13 protein-coding genes, 2 tRNA genes and 1 pseudogene are annotated in these 14,504 nt (G+C 68.2%); 7 read left to right on the forward strand and 9 right to left on the reverse strand.

The window, feature by feature from the left end:
- Window positions 1-123: 123 nt before the first annotated feature.
- Complete coding sequence (locus tag AB0H57_RS06610; protein ID WP_357503400.1) at window positions 124-939, reverse strand: hypothetical protein; 816 nt, start codon at window positions 937-939, stop codon at window positions 124-126.
- A gap of 131 nt (window positions 940-1,070) precedes the next feature.
- Between AB0H57_RS06610 and AB0H57_RS06615 the strand changes: the two genes are divergently transcribed.
- Entirely contained in the window at window positions 1,071-1,544 is a 474-nt protein-coding gene (locus AB0H57_RS06615; RefSeq protein WP_357503401.1) for a hypothetical protein, read from the forward strand.
- A 19-nt stretch (window positions 1,545-1,563) separates the two neighbouring features.
- Window positions 1,564-2,208: a methyltransferase domain-containing protein gene (locus AB0H57_RS06620; protein WP_357503403.1), complete on the forward strand. Its 645-nt coding sequence runs from the start codon at window positions 1,564-1,566 to the stop codon at window positions 2,206-2,208.
- Window positions 2,209-2,343: 135 nt separating this feature from the next.
- Here the strand turns inward: AB0H57_RS06620 and AB0H57_RS06625 are convergent, their stop codons facing one another.
- Window positions 2,344-3,294, reverse strand: coding sequence for a YafY family protein (locus tag AB0H57_RS06625; protein ID WP_357503405.1), 951 nt, complete (start codon window positions 3,292-3,294; stop codon window positions 2,344-2,346).
- A gap of 42 nt (window positions 3,295-3,336) precedes the next feature.
- Here AB0H57_RS06625 and AB0H57_RS06630 point away from each other — a divergent pair, with 42 nt between their 5' ends.
- Window positions 3,337-3,741 (forward strand): VOC family protein, encoded by a 405-nt coding sequence (locus tag AB0H57_RS06630; protein ID WP_357503407.1) that lies wholly within the window; start codon window positions 3,337-3,339, stop codon window positions 3,739-3,741.
- Complete coding sequence (locus AB0H57_RS06635; protein WP_357503409.1) at window positions 3,738-4,109, forward strand: hypothetical protein; 372 nt, start codon at window positions 3,738-3,740, stop codon at window positions 4,107-4,109. Before AB0H57_RS06630 ends, AB0H57_RS06635 begins: the two co-directional genes overlap by 4 nt.
- 281 nt (window positions 4,110-4,390) lie before the next feature.
- Here the strand turns inward: AB0H57_RS06635 and AB0H57_RS06640 are convergent, their stop codons facing one another.
- Window positions 4,391-5,059: a hypothetical protein gene (locus AB0H57_RS06640; protein ID WP_357503411.1), complete on the reverse strand. Its 669-nt coding sequence runs from the start codon at window positions 5,057-5,059 to the stop codon at window positions 4,391-4,393.
- A 691-nt stretch (window positions 5,060-5,750) separates the two neighbouring features.
- On the opposite strand from AB0H57_RS06640, the gene AB0H57_RS06645 reads away from it, so the two are divergent.
- A complete protein-coding gene (locus AB0H57_RS06645) occupies window positions 5,751-6,776 on the forward strand; it encodes a hypothetical protein (RefSeq protein ID WP_357503413.1) in 1,026 nt (341 codons plus the stop codon).
- 476 nt (window positions 6,777-7,252) lie between these two features.
- On the opposite strand, the gene AB0H57_RS06650 is transcribed toward AB0H57_RS06645, so the two are convergent.
- On the reverse strand, window positions 7,253-7,735 hold the full coding sequence (locus AB0H57_RS06650; RefSeq protein WP_357503415.1) for an NUDIX hydrolase: 483 nt from the start codon (window positions 7,733-7,735) through the stop codon (window positions 7,253-7,255).
- Between the two features lie 34 nt (window positions 7,736-7,769).
- On the opposite strand from AB0H57_RS06650, the pseudogene AB0H57_RS06655 reads away from it, so the two are divergent.
- Window positions 7,770-7,985 (forward strand): annotated as a pseudogene (locus AB0H57_RS06655) (GntR family transcriptional regulator); the annotation flags it as partial.
- On the forward strand, window positions 7,978-9,126 hold the full coding sequence (locus AB0H57_RS06660) for a site-specific integrase (protein WP_357503706.1): 1,149 nt from the start codon (window positions 7,978-7,980) through the stop codon (window positions 9,124-9,126). The pseudogene AB0H57_RS06655 and the gene AB0H57_RS06660, both read left to right, overlap by 8 nt.
- Before the next feature lie 55 nt (window positions 9,127-9,181).
- Here the strand turns inward: AB0H57_RS06660 and AB0H57_RS06665 are convergent.
- The 5 genes from AB0H57_RS06665 to gyrA all read right to left on the reverse strand — a co-directional run bounded on the left by AB0H57_RS06665 (window position 9,182) and on the right by gyrA (window position 14,428).
- A tRNA-Ala gene (locus AB0H57_RS06665) sits at window positions 9,182-9,257 on the reverse strand.
- 25 nt (window positions 9,258-9,282) lie between these two features.
- Window positions 9,283-9,411 carry a DLW-39 family protein gene (locus AB0H57_RS06670; protein ID WP_222955853.1) on the reverse strand — a complete coding sequence of 43 codons (129 nt, stop codon included), beginning with the start codon at window positions 9,409-9,411 and terminating at the stop codon, window positions 9,283-9,285.
- A gap of 45 nt (window positions 9,412-9,456) precedes the next feature.
- A tRNA-Ile gene (locus tag AB0H57_RS06675) sits at window positions 9,457-9,530 on the reverse strand.
- A gap of 182 nt (window positions 9,531-9,712) precedes the next feature.
- Window positions 9,713-10,645 carry a DUF3566 domain-containing protein gene (locus AB0H57_RS06680; protein ID WP_357503418.1) on the reverse strand — a complete coding sequence of 311 codons (933 nt, stop codon included), beginning with the start codon at window positions 10,643-10,645 and terminating at the stop codon, window positions 9,713-9,715.
- Window positions 10,646-10,648: 3 nt separating this feature from the next.
- Window positions 10,649-14,428: an intein-containing DNA gyrase subunit A gene (gene gyrA, locus AB0H57_RS06685; protein ID WP_357503420.1), complete on the reverse strand. Its 3,780-nt coding sequence runs from the start codon at window positions 14,426-14,428 to the stop codon at window positions 10,649-10,651.
- Window positions 14,429-14,504 lie beyond the last annotated feature (76 nt).

The raw sequence follows: 14,504 nt of genomic DNA on the forward strand, positions 1-14,504 counted from the left end.
GCGGGACATCCACACCCCGGCCCCCACCGCCAGCAGCGGCAGCAGAACGCAGAGCAGGACGGACAGGTGCCACGGCTTGATCGCTCCCATGCCCGGCAGCCTAGAAACGGTCGTCAAGGGCGGTCAGCCACGGTCCGGATCGGCGAGGAAGCTGGCCAGCCGGTCCCGGCGACGCCGCGCGAACCGCGCGGCCAGCCGCGGGCCGAAGATCCAGCACAGCACCGCCGACAGGCATCCCATCGCCACACCGCCGACGAAGTACCCGTCGGGGATCCGCTGCCCCCGCCAACTCTGGTAGGTGGCCACCCACAGCGCGACCGCGGGCAGGCTGATCAGCACCACCAGGCCCGGCACCAGCATCCACGGTGCCGTCACGAGGATCAGCCAACGGACGATCTTGCGACGGAACGGCCGGCGGTGCCGCCACCGCCGCTTGAGGCCGACCGGGTGATACGGGAAGAAAACCCCGAGCCAGGCGGAGACTCCCAGCGCCCCCAGGGGCACCACCATGATCCACAGCGCGGTGAAGATCGTGGCCAGCGGATGCCTGCCGTGGACCCCCACCACGATCGCGATCGCCGCCGCAAGCGGCGAGACCAGCAGCCACAGCACCAGGTTCTTGGCCCGCTGCGAGTGGCGCAGCGCCCGCCGATCATCCAGCAGGCCGATGCTGCGCCGGCCGTCCGAGCCGAGCAGATTGGTCGCCGGCACGTCGGCGTACATCCACAAGGCGAGGATCATCGGGTACGCCAGCGGCCCGTGGAAGCTGAACAGGAGGTTGATCAGGCTCGGGGGCAGCAGGAACCAGGCGAGCGTCATCATCGTGCCGTTGGTCGCGACCACGATCGGGGTCTCGAACGGCCAGCGGAACGCCCGGCGCAGTTCGGCGCGGATCGCCTCGGACAGCCGCGCGGGACGGTCGGCCGCGTTCGCGGTCACCGGCCGCCCACCCATCTCACCCTCGGTGCCACGAACCCGCATACCCGGCCGGCGGCGTACCGCACCTGGAGAGCCCACCGGTTTGTTCGCCGTCAGCACGGGGCACGCCCGCTGCGCCGACGCGGGCTTCGATGATCATTGTCCCCGCGACCGTCGCGTCGGATCATCGGGTGATGATCCTCCGCCCACTGCCGATGACGCGCGTGGCCAACAGCGCGCCGGGAGCCGTCCTCGCCACCTTGGCCTGGCTGCCGCTCGATCCGGTGCCGCCAAGCACGAGCCTCGCCGACCTGGCTGTGTTGTTCGCCTGCCTGGCCGCATCGGTTCCTGGTGTGGTCCTGGCGGTGCGCGGCTACCGCATGTCGGTGGCGGTGGCAGGCAAGGTCATCACCGTACGGGGGCTGCTGCGTTCGCGGACCATCCGCCGCGCGGACGTCGTGGCACTCACGTCCCTGCCCTCCCTGCGGTGGCGGCGCCCTTCCGGACGCACCGTCCACACCCCACTGATCATGTTCATGGAGATCGGGCCGGTGCTTCGGGCGGTAGCGGCGCACAACGAGGACTGCCTCCGTCGGCTGGCCCGAGCGCTACGCCGCCGCACCTGAGCCGTCTAGCCTTGCCAGTATGAACGGTGCGGACTGGTTGGCGGACGCTCGCACCTCGTACGACACGGTCGCCGCCAGTTACGCGGATCTGCTGCGCAACCTTCTGTCCGAAACCCCGTACGAGCGAGCGGCGCTGGCGCTGTTCGCCGACTTCGTGCAGGCCACCGGCGGCGGGCCGGTCGTCGACGTGGGCTGTGGGCCGGGGCGCATCACCGCCCACCTGCACGGGCTCGGCGTGGACGCCTTCGGCATCGATCTCTCACCCCGGATGGTCGAGGTGGCTCGGCGCGACCACCCCGGCCTGCGGTTCGAGGTGGGCTCCATGACCGACCTCGAGCTGGCTGAAGGCTCGGTCGCCGGACTGGTCGCCTGGTACTCGCTGATCCACATTCCCGACGATCAGATGGGCTCGGTCCTCGCGCGGTTCCGGCGAGTGTTGCGTCCCGGTGGGCCGCTGCTGGTCAGCTTCCACGTCGGCGACGAGTCACGGCTCAAGACGGAGGGCTACGGCGGCCACCCGATGAAGGTGCAGGTCCACCGGCGCCAGCCCGCCCGGGTGGCGGCGTGGCTGCGCGAAGCCGGGTTCACGGTCGAGGCAGAGCTGACGGTCAGCTCGGCCGAGAGCTCGCTCGGCGGGATCATCTTCGCGCGCCGCGGCTCTTGACCGGGCCTGCTGCTGTGCTGGTCCGCGCTGGCGGGCATGCCCTAGCGTCGATGGCATGACGACGGCATTGAGCCGACCAGCCGGACCCTGACCTTGGTTGGGGCTCGCCGCCGAGACGGCAGCTGTCTTGCCGGGCTACTCGGCGGCGGCCGCGTAGGTGGCGGCAAGCTGCCGCAGCAGCTCGCGAAGCTCCGGTGGATTGATCGCGGTGAACCCGACCTCCAGCTTGGTGAGGTAGGTGATCAGGCCGAGCAACGAGTTCGTGCCGGTCTGGAAGAGGCAGGCCTCGTCGTCGATCGGGACGACCAGACCTGCCTCTGGCGGGATCCGGCCGGCGACCGCCTCGGCCGAGGCGTGCAGCCGCACCTCCGCCTGATACGGCCAGGCCAGCGAGCCCACCCCGCGGCGAACCCGGTCGGTCGCCTCCTCGTCGGTCAGCCCGCGCGGCGTGAACCGGGGACCGGTCGGCAATCGTGGCGTGATCCGGTCCGCGCGGAACGTACGCCAGTCCTCTCGGGCGAGGTCCCAGGCCAGCAGGTACCAGCGCTGCCCGGTGTAGACGAGACGTTGCGGCTCGACGGTCCGAGTGGTTCCCCCGGAATGCCCGGCGTAGTCGAACCGCAGCCGCTCGTGGTCGCGGATGGCGGCGGCGATGACGGTCAGGTGTTGTGGATCGACCGCCGGTCCGCCGCCCGCCGCGAAGACAGTGGCCTTACGCATCGCGTCCACCTGGCCACGCAGCCGGGCCGGCAGCGTCTGCTGCAGCTTCGCCAAGGCGCGTACCGACGGCTCCTCGATGCCCGCGACCGAGCCCGCCGCGGCCGCGCTGAGCCCGACGGCGACCGCGACCGCCTCCTCGTCGTCGAGCAGCAGCGGTGGCAGGACGCGGCCGGGGCTCAGCCGGTAACCGCCGGTGATCCCGGTGCTGGAGTGGATCTCGTAGCCCAGGATGCGCAGGCGCTCGACGTCGTTGCGCACGGTCCGGCTGGTGACCTCCAGCCGGTCGGCCAGCTCCGCGCCGGACCAGTTTCGCCGCGACTGCAGCAACGCCAGCAGTCGCAGGAGTCGGACCGAAGTATCCAGCATTGAGGAATCATACGTTCCACAAGTGACCCTAGCCTTGGTCCCATGAGCACTCTTCGAGGACTTGCCACGATCAACCTCTTCGCCGACGACCTGGACGCCGCCGCCCGCTGGTACGCCGACCTCCTCGGCGTCGAGCCCTATTTCTCGCGGGACGGCTACCGCGAGTTCCGCATCGGCGACTACCAGCACGAGCTGGGCATCATCGACCGTCGCTTCGCCTCTCCCGCCGGCTTGCCGGGCGGAGTGATCGCATACTGGCACGTCGACGACCTCGAGGGGGTCTTCGCGCGGCTGCTCGAGATGGGCGCGACGGAGCACCAGGGCATCCGCGAATGGGGGCCGGGCTTCGTGACGGCCTCGGTCGTCGACCCGTTCGGCAACGTACTCGGTGTCATGACGAACAAGCACTACCTCGACGTGCTGACGTCTTCCCGGGGCGCGTCGTGAACCCGCTGGTCTTCACCGGGCAGGACGAATTCGCCGCCTGGCTGGAGGAGCACCACGCACAGGAGGAGGCGATCTGGCTGAAGATCGCCAAGAAGAAGTCGCCGCACACGACCGTCACCGGGATGGCGGCGGTCGAAGTGGGGCTCTGCTACGGCTGGATCAGCAGCCTCCGTAAGCCACTCGACGAGGACTTCTTCCTCCAGCGGTACTCCCGGCGGCGATCCCGCAGCCCGTGGTCGCAGGTCAACGTCGACCTCGTCGCCAAGCTGTCGGCGCAGGGCCGGATGCGCCCGCCCGGGCTGGCCGAGGTCGCGGCGGCCCAGGCCGACGGTCGTTGGCCGGGTGCGCCTGCCTCAGGCGAAAAGTGAGCTGAGGTGATGCAGGACGTTGCCGTCCTCGCGGTCCGCGTTCGGGTACGCGTTTCGGGTGGAGCCCAGGGGACTCGAACCCCTAACCCCTGCCTTGCAAAGATCAAGACCGCTGTCGACGGATGTCGGCCACCGTCGCTGACCTGCGCGCCGCGTCGGGCGGCGTCGGTCTTCGTAGTACCTCGTCGGCCGGCTTGGCTGTACGGGTGGCTGTACAGCCAAGCTCAAGTGCCTACATGCGCTCGAATCAACGTCTCGAAGCCCGGCGACACCTGGAGCCGCTACGCCGTCCCCGACGGGTAGCTGATTTCGGCGAGATCTTCAACGAGGTCCTCCATCGTCACGTCAGGGTTCAGGCGCCGTACCAGGTCTTCGGTGAGCGGGCGCAGCGCAAGGACCTCACTGACAGCGTCGATGCCCACGCTCGTCTCGTAGTAGTCCTCGGCGAAGCGTTGATACCCCATAGGCGTGGGGTCGACCAGCACTTCGAACAGTCCGTCCGCACCGTCGGGGTCGTCGCCACTGGGGAAGTCGATGTCGCCGGCCTGCCACCGGTCGTCGTCGACCTGGCGCCACAGGCACACCGTCGCAGACAACACGCCCTTGTAGCTGAACGCCGGTTCGTTTACATGCGCGGAGAACACTTCCGGCACGGTGTCGACCAACCCCGGCCACAGTTTGTCGTTGCGAGCCGGGCTCATCGGCGACTCGTGGTCGAGCCCCCGGATGAACGCGCCGGGTGGCGAGAACACGATCGAGTAGGCGTCACCCGAGCCGTTCCGCATCGACGCCATCTCCTCGCCGGGCCCCCATCGCGAGTCGAAGGAGTAGTAGCGGAACTCCCAATCCGGACTCATGACCGCGTCCAGCATCGCCAACGCCCGGCACCGGTCGCGAAGCGTTGCGATGTCCGGCAGGGCTTGAGCTACAGCATGAGCGGTCACGGCCACATCTAACCCGACTCGCGTCTGACGGCGTGAAACGGACTAGACAAGGGGACCGCCAGTTTGGAAGAGCGCGCTCAACGGGTCGTGATGCCCGAAACGCCTGCGGCCGGCGGCAGAGCCGGATGCCGCTCGTGCCCGCTCATGACCGCTGCGCGCCACGGTTACTGGCCCGTGGATGGCCCGTCACGGCCACGGCTTGCACGGGCGACTGTCAGCTTGGGAATTGGACCGAAGGGGCTGGTGGCACAGCGATCCGCCTGGTCGGCATGGTCGCCTCGTGGCCTGGTTCGGCCTGGCGTCGCATCGGCCTGCGGCCCGGGGATGGCCCGATCCGCTACCTTGCTCGTCTCGTCGACTCTCGTCCACTTACGACCGGGTCAGTCGGCCAGCTGGCTGTACAGATGGCTGTACAGCCAGCTTCTGATCCGTAGCCTCGGCAGGGCTAGGTTCTCGTTCAGCAAGACCCGCAACCATGGTCGCAGGCCTCTACTCCTCCGCAACCGCATCGATCCGCCCTCGGAGCTGCCGCTGGCGCACAGTGCCGTCATCGGCAATCTGTCGCCCTTGCCGTGGTGCTCTTACGGTCGTGACCTCTACAGACTTCGCCCCCATTTGCGGGGACAGTCCACCTTAGATACGGTGCAAGGAGCCTGGCGAGTAGTTCACTTTGGCGATGCCGTAGAGGGGCAAGAATATGACTTCAGCAAGCGCTGACATCGCGATCTCCGGTGAAGGCCCAAGCATAACCATCTATCAAGACGCGTCATACGTCGAGGGCATTCTCCAGCAGGCGAACAGGGGCCTAATCACCGACGCCTCTGAGGCTGGCGAGTCCAGAAATACCCACACCTCAAAGGAAGGCGAAACCGGCGGCGGGGAATTGGGCGCAGATGTGAAACTGCCGGGCGTCGGCGGAATTAAGGCAAGCGCGAAGATTACGGCCGACGATGGAACCACCTTCGAGGGTGTCGCAGGACAGCAGACAACTAGGAATTACAAATACACCTCTGCCTTCTACTTGCACCACGTAAGGCAGGATCTCCGAACTGCGGGATTACTGAAAAAGCTGACTGCCGCGTCCGACGTGGAAGAACTAGCCGTAGGAGATTTTGTAGAGTTTCAGGCCGAGTTCAAGCCGGATGAGCTGATTGCGCTCATGGACGTCCTCAACCCAACCTTGGTAGGCGCTATTACGCAGTGGGCTCGCAGGACGCAGATTATTCCACAAATCACGAATGCGAGTAGCGAAGATGAGCGGCAGAGCCTGATCCTTGAATACCAAACTCGCCCAGACGCGGATGCGGAGCTTGCTAGGGCCGTAGCGGAAGCCATCCGTGTGGACTTCCGGAGCATCGCTACCCGAGAATACTACGGAGCCATCAATTCGATCCCTGGCGTCACCGCAGTAGTCGTATGTGATACCCGAAGCTTTCTCGTAGAGGACGCAGATCGGATCCTCGACGGACACTTTACGGTGTTCGGCAAGGTGAGCACCCCACCCGCAGCTAACGTTCCCATTCTCGCCCGCAATAAGGTGCTAGACCGCATTCAGCCTCAGGCGGTCGACCTGCTCACGGATCAACTTAGAAAGTTGGCGAGCGAAAAGATGGAGGACAATTCTGGCCTCGACGCAAGGGTCGAGGAATACCTAGACCTCGACTTTCCGTCAAGGATTGATGGACTCTCCTTCAAGGTAGTTCCAGTCGCGATATACATCTAAGTACTGCCCTCCTCACGGTACGAATGCGCCATCCTCTAACAGATGGTCGTCCGGAAAGGGCCGCCGCCACGCTGCTCCCGTCCCCCGGATAGATGCCAAGAACTGCGGCGACCGTTCGGTGTCAAGGGTGGCCGCAGGCCATCGGCGTGCCGACGCGCAGCGCCCTTGACACTGAATGGGTGGCGTAGAAGATCCGGCATCCGGGGGATGGGTCACGCCCTGGTCCTCGGCGTCAACCTACTGCGTGCGGCGCCCCCGAGAGTCCAGTGGCAAGCAGCTCTGCTGCGCGGCAGCCGATCGCCCCAGCCTCGATGGAAGGCATCCCCGACGGCGATCGTCGCGCCTCAGCCGTTCATGCCCCTGGTTCCGTCCGTCAGCGTGGCCGGCCGGCCCGGCCGATGCCGGCCGGAGGTCGCCAGCAGGCCGGGGCCGGGCCGGCGCGGCCCGCTTTGCGGGCCGCCTTGATCCTTAAAAGGTCAATTCGGCAGTGCCGCTTGGTCGTGCAGGACCGATACTCCATCGTGGGCGCGGATGGCTGGCTGAGCTTCGTTCAGGGCGTCGAGCACGCGGACGGCGTACGCCTCGTCCATGCCGCTGGTGACACGTTCGCGGTTCCACCACTCGGCTCGGGTGGTTTCCTCTGTCACTCGGAGCTGGCCGCCGGCTACATGGGCGCGGAAGACCAGGGCGACGATTCCGCGAGGCATGTTCTTGTAGACGCCGGTCAACCGCTCGGGTTCGATTTCGAGGCCGGTTTCCTCGCGGACCTCCCGCCGTAGCCCGTCGATGATCGATTCGTCGCGTTCGAGCACGCCGCCCGGGGGTTCCCAGTGGCCGTTGTCGCGGCGCTGGGTCATCAGGACCTGGTCGTCGTCGTTGACGATGATGGCGGCGACGCTGACGGAGTGCTGGGAACTGACCGGCATGGCGCTGCCCCCGGTTCGGTAGGGTTCTTCCAAGACGACTCGTGTATACCACCTGGTGAGGCCCGCGATGACCGTACGGATTGACCCGGCCAGTGACCGGGCCGTGTACCGGCAGATCGCGGATCACCTGCGCGCGGCGATCGAGCGCGGCGAGCTGGAGCAGGGCGCCCAGCTGCCGTCGGAGACTCAGCTCGTCAATGAGTACGGCGTGAGCCGGGTGACGGCTCGCCGGGCGTTAGGTGTCCTGGTCACTGATGGCCTGGTGGTCTCCGAGCATGGGCGTGGGTGGTTCGTCCGTCGTCGGCCACCGGTCAAGCGGCTCGGCTCGGATCGCTTCAAGCGTCGCGCCGAGGGCAAGGCGGCGTTCACGGTCGACATGGAGGCGAGCAACCGGCCGTTCCGGGTCGAGGTGCTGTTCCCGGAAGCGGGACGAGCTGCGGCGCCAACTTCAGCTCGGTGTCGACCTCACCGCGCAGCCTCGGACTCTGGAAGCCTGGTTGACCGAGTGGCTGCGGGACGTGAAGGCGCACGACGGTACGCGGCCGTCGACGTTGGTGCGCTACCGCCTGGCCGTGAGCAAGCACCTGGTGCCGGGCCTGGGCCGGGCGAAGCTCGACCGGCTGACGCCTCGGGACGTACAGCGGTTCCTCACCGGTCTACGGGGCAAGCTCGCGCCGGCCAGCATCATCAAGGTGCACGCCGTGCTGCGCGTCGCCCTGGCCGACGCTGAGCGGATGGACCTGGTCCCGCGCAACGTCGCCAAGGCCGCCAAGCCGCCGGCTCTCGGCCGGACCGAGCGGCGCGCCCTGACTCCCGAGGAAGCCAAGACTCTGCTGTCAGTGCTGACCGGGGACCGGCTGGAATCGCTGTTCGTCCTGGCGCTGGCGACCGGGCTCCGGAGGGCTGAGCTGCTGGGCCTCCGCTGGTCGGACGTCGACCTGCCGGGACGGGCGCTATTCGTTCGGCAAACGCTCCAGCGGACGGATCGTGGGCTGGAGTTCGTGCCACCGAAGACGCACCGATCGAGCCGGCCGCTACCGCTGTCGGCGCTGGCCGTCCGGGCGTTGGAGTCGCAGCGGGTGCGCCAGGCGAAGGAACGGCTCGCGGCTGGGGAGCTGTGGTCGGATCTGGGCCTGGTCTTCGCCAGCACCATCGGCACGGCGATGGAGCCGCGGAACGTCAACCGGCGCTTCGAGCAGCTGCGCGCGGCGGCTGGCTTGGACTGGCTGCACCTGCACGACCTGCGGCACGCGTTCGCCACGTTCCTGCTCGACCAGGGCGAGGAGCTGCGCACGGTAATGGAGTTGCTCGGGCACTCCACGATCCGGATGACGGCCGACACCTACGGACATGTCCTGCCGGCGCGGGCTCGTCAGGCTGCCTCGGCCATCGATCGGGTGCTGGGCGAGGAGGGGACGGCGTGACCGCTTGGCTGTACAGATGGCTGTACTCGGAACCGAGATCAACCGGTGGAAGTGCTGGTGGAGCCCAGGGGACTCGAACCCCTAACCCCTGCCTTGCAAAGGCAGTGCTCTGCCAGTTGAGCTAGGGCCCCGTGCCGGGCGGAGCCGCCCGGCCGGTCAGCGCAGGTCGGGCGCCGTGGTCGCCTCGTGCCACAGGGCACGCTCGTCGTTGGAAGCCTTGACCTTCTTGGCCACCACGGCCACCACGCCGACGACACCGACCAGGAACAGAAGCTTCTTGACCATTGGGGCGACCCCTCGCGCTCGACTGCCGTCGGGAAGGACGTGCGGTGGGGCTAGCTGGAATCGAACCAGCGACCTCAGAGTTATCAGCTCTGCGCTCTAACCGACTGAGCTATAGCCCCGCGTGGCGACGGCCAAGGTTAACCTATCGCCTCGTCCGGTCCCAAATCGGGGTCGATCGTGGCGTCCTCGCCCGCACGACCGTACCCGGCCGGCCGCAGGCCGGGCGAACGGTTTCCGGCGGGCCGGAGACGAAGACGCCGGGACCACACCCTGACAGCGGGTCCCGGCGTCACTCGTCGGGTCAGTCGCGCTCGGCGAGCGTCAGCTCGATCCCGCCGACCAGGTCGGCGCAGACGTTGTAGACGAACGCCCCGAGGGTGGCCAGCGCGGTGAACAGCACCACGTTGACCAGCCCGACCAGCGCGGAGCTGAGGATGACGCCCTTGGCGGTGACCCGGAAGCCGCTGGTGCCCTGGCCGCCGCCGGCGTTGACCAGGTCGGTCAGGCTGCTGTTGACGCTCTCGAACACGCCCATCGCGTCCAGGGCCAGGTAGAGCACCGAGGTGGCGACGACCACCACGATGAACAGCACCACCGAGACGGCGAAGGCGAACTTCATCACGGACCACGGGTCGATCCGCTTGAGGTTGAGCCGGGCCCGGCGCGGTCCGCGGGAGGCCGCGGAACTCACCGAGGTACGCGCGGCACGTACCGCGTCACCGACCCGCGCGGCCCCGACGGCGGCGGTGCCGACGCCCGGCGGGAGGCCACCACCGTTGGCCGGCCGGCCGGCAGCGCGAGCGCCACCCTCCGGCTGCGGCTTGGCCGCGCCGGCCCGAGCCTGGGTGCCGGTGGCCGCACCGCCCTTCGCCGTCGCCGCCTGCCCCGCACCGGCCTTGATCGGCTGCGTGGTGGAGGACGAACGCGGGGTCGCCGCGCTGGGGCCGGCCGGCGCCGGCTTCGGGGCGGCGGGTGTCGACTTCGGCGCGGCGGGGACCGCCTCGGTGGCCGTGGCCTCGGTCTGCTCGGTCGCCCCCGAATCCTCCGCGGGCTTGTCCGGCGGTGGCGACATGCCGGGGGCCCGGGTGAACTTCGGGGCAGGCGCGTCGCCGGGGACGGTGGCCCGGCCGACGGCCGCCCGCCCGCCGGACGAGGTGCCCCCGTCCGCGGACTCCTCGTCGACCGCGCTGGCCGAGGTCCCCGTGTTCCCCGACTTCGCCTGTGTCTCCGTCATCAACTAGTCCTGTTCCTCAGGCTCGTCGGCATTGCGAGCAATCGCCACGATAGTCACGCCGTCCGGGAGGTCCATCAGCTTTACCCCCATTGTGTTCCGGTCACGCGTACGGCGTACAGGCTTCACCGGAGTCCGGATGACACCGCCGTTGCTGGTGATGGCGAACAGCTCGTCGTCCGGATCGATCACCACGGCACCGACCAGACCACCCCGTCGCTCGGTGATCTTTGCAGTCAGCACGCCCTTACCTCCCCGGCCCTGCACCGGGTATTCCTCGATCGGCGTACGTTTCGCATATCCGCCGTTCGTCGCGACCAGCACGTCCAGGCCCTCGCGGACGACCTCCACGGCGAGCAACTCGTCGTACTCGCTGAACCGCATGCCGATCACCCCGGAGGTTGCCCGGCCCATCGGGCGCAGCGCCTCGTCCGTGGCGTTGAACCGGATCGCCTGCGCGTTCTTGGACACCAGCAGCAGGTCGTTCTCGGGAGACACGAGGACAGCGCCGACCAGCTCGTCCTCATCGCGCAGGTTGATCGCGATGATGCCGCCGGAACGGTTGGAGTCGAACTCCTCGAGCCGCGTCTTCTTCACCAGACCGTTCTTCGTGGCGAGTACCAGGTAGGGCGCCACCTGGTAGTTCGGAATCTCGATGATCTGCGCGATCTGCTCATCCGGTTGGAACGCGAGCAGGTTGGCCACGTGCTGACCCTTGGCCACCCTACTGGCTTCCGGTAGCTCGTACGCCTTGGCCCGGTACACCCGCCCCTTGTTCGTGAAGAACAGGATCCAGTCATGGGTGGAGCAGACGAAGAAGTGGCTGACGATGTCGTCCTGCCGCAGCGTCGCCCCGCTGACGCCCTTGCCGCCGCGTCGCTGCGAACGGTAGAGGTCGACCTTGGTGCGCTTCGCGTACCCGGTGCGGGTGATGGTGACGACCACGTCCTCGCGGGCGATCAGGTCCTCCATCGAGACCTCGCCCTCGAAGGGCACGATCTTCGTCCGCCGGTCGTCGCCCCACTTGGCGACGATCTCGCCCAGCTCCTCGGAGACGATCCTGCGCTGCCGCTCCGGCTTGGCCAGGATGTCCTTGAGGTCGGCGATCTCCACCTCGAGCTTTGCCAGGTCGTCCAGGATCCGCTGCCGCTCCAGGGCCGCCAGCCGACGCAGCTGCATGTCCAGGATCGCCGTCGCCTGGACCTCGTCGATCTCCAGCAGCCGGATCAGGCCCTGCCGGGCGTCCTCGACGGTGGGCGAGCGCCGGATCAGGGCGATCACCTCGTCCAGGGCGTCCAGCGCCTTGGACAGACCGCGCAGGATGTGCGCCCGCTCCTCCGCCTTGCGCAGCCGGAACGCGGTCCGCCGGCGGATGACCTCGATCTGGTGCTCGACGTAGTAGCGGATGAACTGCGCCAGGTTGAGCGTGCGCGGCACCCCGTCGACCAGCGCCAGCATGTTGGCGCCGAACGTCTCCTGGAGCTGGGTGTGCTTGTAGAGGTTGTTGAGCACCACCTTGGCGACCGCATCGCGCTTGAGGACCAACACGATCCGCATGCCGGTACGCCCGGAGGACTCGTCCCGGATGTCGGCGATGCCGCCGAGCTTGCCCTCCTTGATCAGCTCGGCGATCCGCTCGGCGAGGTTGTCCGGGTTCACCTGGTACGGCAGCTCGCTGACCACCAGCGCCGGCCGGCCCCGCTTGTCCTCCTCCACCTCGACCACGGCGCGCATCCGGATCGAACCGCGCCCGGTCCGGTACGCGTCCTGGATGCCGGCATGCCCGACGATCAGGCCGTGGGTCGGGAAGTCCGGGCCCTTGACGATCTCCAGCAGCGCTTCCAGCGTCTCGGCCTCGTCGGCCTCCGGGTGCTCCAGGCACCACTGCACCGCCGCGCCGATCTCCCGCAGGTTGTGCGGCGGGATCTTGGTGGCCATGCCGACCGCGATGCCCTCGGAGCCGTTCACCAGCAGGTTGGGGATGCGCGACGGCAGGATGGTGGGCTCCTTGGCCCGGCCGTCGTAGTTGTCCTGCAGGTCGACGGTGTCCTCGTCGATGTCCCGCAGCATCTCCATGGCGAGGGGGTCGAGCTTGCACTCGGTGTTGTGGCTGACGAAACCGTCGGAGACGAACGAGTGGTCGTCGGTGTCCACCCGGATGCTGTAGACCGGCTGCACGCCCGCGTCGGCGACCTCGGCCACCTCGGTGTAGTAGAAGCGGCCGTCGACCAGCGGCTCGACCACGTCGAGGATCCCGGGCTCGGTGACCCGGGCCGCGATCTCCTCCCGGTCCCGCTCCCAGCGCTCGATCCGGTCCACGTTGTGCCGGCGCAGCCAGTCCCGCTCGGTCCAGCGCGTCGCGCCGTGCTCGCGGATGAAATCACCGACGAAGGGCACGTGGTCGCCGGAGAGCGCCGTGCTGCTCGCCGGCACTTCGGCCAGCTCCGACTCCAGCTTGGCCTGCTTGCGGCCGAGGAAGCCGACGTGGGCGGCGAAGATCCGCGCGTCGCGGCGGTTGGTCACCACGACCTTGATCTCGCCGCTGTCGTAGCCGCACTGCTTGCTGACGACGCCGAACTCCAGCAGCAGCTGCTGGACCTCGCGGGCCAGCCGCTCGCTGCGGGTCGAGTACGAGATCTGGATGGTGTTGCGCGGCAGCAGCGAGGACGAGCCGTCGCCCTCGAAGAGCGCCTGGAGGAAGGCCCGCTTGACGGCCGCCGGCCCCTGCCAGACGAATTCGGGTACGAACTTGGCGGCGCTACGCGCCCCGACCAGCTCGCCGAGGATGCTCTTCCGCAGCGCGCAGAGATCCTGGACGTCGAGCTCGTGCAGGGTGCTCCCCGAGGCGATGACCCGCTCGCTGACGTAGCGGGGACCGCCGACCGCGAGGTCGTAGGCGGCGAGGACGCGGACGAAGAACTCCCGGTCGACGTTGTTGAAGCCGGCCCGTCCCTCGGACACCCAGCCCTCGCTGACGAACGCGCCCGCGAGGACGGCCGCCTCGACGTGCTCCAGCATCGGGTAGCCGATCTCGTCCGGCACGGTGCGCTGGAGGACCACCCGGTCGCCCGGCGAGATCTCGGCGAGCAGCTTCCACAGCAGGGTCGGCACGCCGGCCACATCCACCAGGCAGAGCACCGGGTGGTTGTGGGTGCCGGTCAGCTCGTACCCCTCGCGGGTGCGCAGCCGCAGCGTGGGGTGCTCGCCGGAGTGGAAGAACTTCGAGGCGCGGACCAGGTCGCCGTTGCGGTCGCGGACCTTCAGCTCGACGTCGGTCTCGCTGCTCGGCGCGGCACCCGGCACCACGTCACCGATCCGCACGCTGCCCTCGGCGGTACGAATCCGGACATCTGCGGTCAGACAATATCTCATCGCCGCAGCCGGGTCGTTACCCGGCGAGCCGAAGTTGCCGTTGCCGTCGACCAGCGGGTACCGCAGCGACCAGGGCTGCGCCATCCGGACCAGCGCGTCGTAGATCGCCGAGTCGCCGTGCGGGTGGAACTGGCCCATCACGTCGCCGACGACCCGGGAGCACTTCACGTAGCCACGGTCCGGCCGGTAGCCGGAGTCGAACATGGCGTAGAGGATCTTGCGGTGGACCGGCTTGAGCCCGTCCCGGACGTCCGGCAGTGCCCGCCCGACGATGACGCTCATCGCGTAGTCGAGGTACGAGCGCTGCATCTCGACCTCGAGGCCGACCGGCTCGATGCGGTCGTGCGCCACGACCGCGGCCGGTGTCTCCGGGGTCGCCGGCTCGTTGGGGGTGGACTCGGGAGTATCGGTCACTGTTAACCCTTATCAGACTCAGAGTCGGCTTCGTGCTGTGGATAACCGCTGTGGAAACCGGCCAGACTGTGGATAA

This window comes from Micromonospora sp. NPDC050686 (assembly GCF_040654475.1).
GTDB lineage: Bacteria > Actinomycetota > Actinomycetes > Mycobacteriales > Micromonosporaceae > Micromonospora.